At 40.0% G+C, this 2,423-nt stretch carries 3 protein-coding genes; all 3 read left to right on the top strand.

The window, feature by feature from the left end; translation table 11 throughout:
• The first annotated feature begins 345 nt into the window (after positions 1-345).
• The 3 genes from HCZ42_RS21605 to HCZ42_RS21595 all read left to right on the top strand — a co-directional run bounded on the left by HCZ42_RS21605 (position 346) and on the right by HCZ42_RS21595 (position 2,081).
• Positions 346-618: a hypothetical protein gene (locus HCZ42_RS21605; protein WP_029853457.1), complete on the top strand. Its 273-nt coding sequence runs from the start codon at positions 346-348 to the stop codon at positions 616-618.
• Between the two features lie 148 nt (positions 619-766).
• Entirely contained in the window at positions 767-1,273 is a 507-nt protein-coding gene (locus HCZ42_RS21600; RefSeq protein ID WP_167422720.1) for an AAA family ATPase, read from the top strand.
• Between the two features lie 148 nt (positions 1,274-1,421).
• Positions 1,422-2,081 carry a hypothetical protein gene (locus HCZ42_RS21595; RefSeq protein ID WP_167422719.1) on the top strand — a complete coding sequence of 220 codons (660 nt, stop codon included), beginning with the start codon at positions 1,422-1,424 and terminating at the stop codon, positions 2,079-2,081.
• The last annotated feature ends 342 nt before the right edge of the window (positions 2,082-2,423 follow it).

The following is a 2,423-nucleotide window of genomic DNA, read 5'->3' as shown; positions in this document are numbered from 1 at the left end:
ACTTGTTGAAAGTCAGCTTTGTAATATTGTCATTCTCAAATGAGCTTTTTGGTGTTGTTAGTCCGTTTTCTACGGCGCTGCATATTCCAAGTGGTTTCAGTGACAGGCGCTTTGAAACTGCGCCTGATTTAAGTTTCTTAAAACACGTAAAGCTGGGTTGGCAAAGCGGTAATTAACACCAAATCAAAGCTTTAGGTTTGGCAACTAACAAAGCATTCAAGAGGGATTCACAACGCTAGGCAGTTTTGGTTTGAATCAGCTTTAGTGTTTACGGCACAATGGCTTAGTTTGGGTGGTGGCGTTGTTCACCCCTTAATGCGGCGTTATGTGATAAAAGGGGAAGCTATGAATTTCACCGCTGAGCAAAAATCGTTGGTCTATGATTCTGCGGTTTGTTTAAAAAGAGCGCTAGTCGAATGTAAAGACCCACTTGCCAACGAACTTTTGGATGGGGAACTAGGGGAAATTTTGATTTCAGTGATTGATGGCGATGCCAAGTATCCAATAACTTGTATTCCTCACTTTGACCAAATGACTAGAGATTGGTTGCCAGAAATCGAAGACGAATATTTCAACTTCTACAGTTTTGCTCGATATGGCAAGTCAGCGTTTGAGTAATCACATAACAAGCAATTTAAGAGGGATTCTCAACGCTTGGCATTTTTGGTTCTACTTCAAATTTAGTGTTTATGGCACAATGGTTTAGATTGGGTGGAGGCGTTGTTCACCCCTTAATTGGGCGTTATATGCAAGGGATGGAGTCCAATTGAATCATCCAGTTTTATACATATTTTCGGGGCTTCCAGCTTCGGGGAAGTCGACACTTGCGAAGTTGTTAGCAACGAAAACCGGTGCGATGTACGTTCGCATTGATACAGTAGAGCAAGGACTTAGAGATTTTTGCAACATCAAAGTTGAAGGTGAAGGCTATCGTTTAAGCTACCGTATAATCAGAGACAATTTAGAACTTGGTTTAAACTGTATCTCTGATTCTTGTAATCCTATCGAGCTAACACGACATGAATGGCAAGAGGTTGCAGAAAGTGTTGGTGCTAGGTTCGTTAATATTGAGGTAAGTTGCTCAGATAGTAGTGAACACGAGCGAAGAGTTGTCACTCGAAAAAGTGAAATAACAAACCTAAAGCTACCTGACTGGAAACAAGTACAAAACCGTGACTATGAATCATGGAAGACAAATGTAATTAAAATCGACACGTCAGGTAAAAGTATCGAAACATCGTTTGCAGAACTAAGTGAAAAGTTAGGTGTGTGAGATTGCATATAACAAAGCGTTTAAGACAGATTCCCAACGCATGGCATTTTTCATTCCATCGTTGGGTTTTGTGTTTACGGTGCAATGGTTTAGGTTAGGTGCAGGCGTTGCTCACTACTTAACGCGGCGTTAGGATTTAGGAGTTAAAATGGACTTTGCTGTTCCAGAAATCGTTCAAAATAACCCGATGGTATTTGGTTTTTGCCTTACGCTATCATTGCTAGGCGCAACCATTAAAATGGTCACCGCTTTAATTAGCTTCTATGAGGAAGTTGTAATAAAGCGATATTTTAATAGATTAGCGTCGCTAAGTGAGTGTATTCCAGAGAAAACTAAAACGAGTGAGTATCTTCTAAGGTTAAAAGAAAATGAAGTTTTCCGTTTAGCCTCTGGAATAAGGGTTCCTCCAGAAAAAAGTGAGATGTTGATTGATGTCTATATGCGTGGTTTAGCTGATAATAGGGAGCTAAAGCGAATTCAACGTTTTATGAAACCTATTCAAGGTAAAATACATATCGAAACTGATTTTATTGATAAAGTGCAAATACTTTACTCTTTTTGTGCAGCAATGTTTCTCTTTCTGTTCGCAGTTATTCTTGGGGCTCCGTCTTTCTTTTCAGAAAATAGTGCTGATGCTGTTGCTGGTATCTTCATTATGCTAGCTACGACCTTAACTGCTGCTGTCGTTGGCTCTGATTTTAGAACATACCGAACACTAAAGCGCATAAGAAAGAGGTTAATAGAACTAGAAATGGTATCCAATGCCCAAGCAAAGCTATTTTGGAGCGTGCCTGGGCATAAATCCTAACAAACTGTTTAAGAGTGATTCGCAACGCGTGGCATTTTCACTATGCGTTGCATTTAGTGTTTAAGGTGGTATGCGGCGGCATCGGTATTGCGTTGCTCACACCTTAACAGGGCGTTAGTTGTCAACGAGGAAAACGCAGCTAAATCAGAATGCTTAGGGCTAATGTCCGTGTGTTTTTGGTTAGGTTTTCTTATTTCAATTTCTAGTTATTTGGGATTGTGAAAATCGTGCTTCGGTTTTTGTACGGTTCGGTCTTTCTATTTCAGAAACCGATTTACTTGTTGAAAGTCAGCTTTGTAATATTGTCATTCTCAAATGAGCTTTTTGGTGTTGTTAGTCCGT

The sequence above is a fragment of the Vibrio hepatarius genome, from assembly GCF_011806575.1.
GTDB classification, from domain to species: domain Bacteria; phylum Pseudomonadota; class Gammaproteobacteria; order Enterobacterales; family Vibrionaceae; genus Vibrio; species Vibrio hepatarius_A.
The sequence above is the reverse complement of the archived record's forward strand: the minus strand, read 5'-3'. Positions and strand labels throughout refer to the sequence as shown.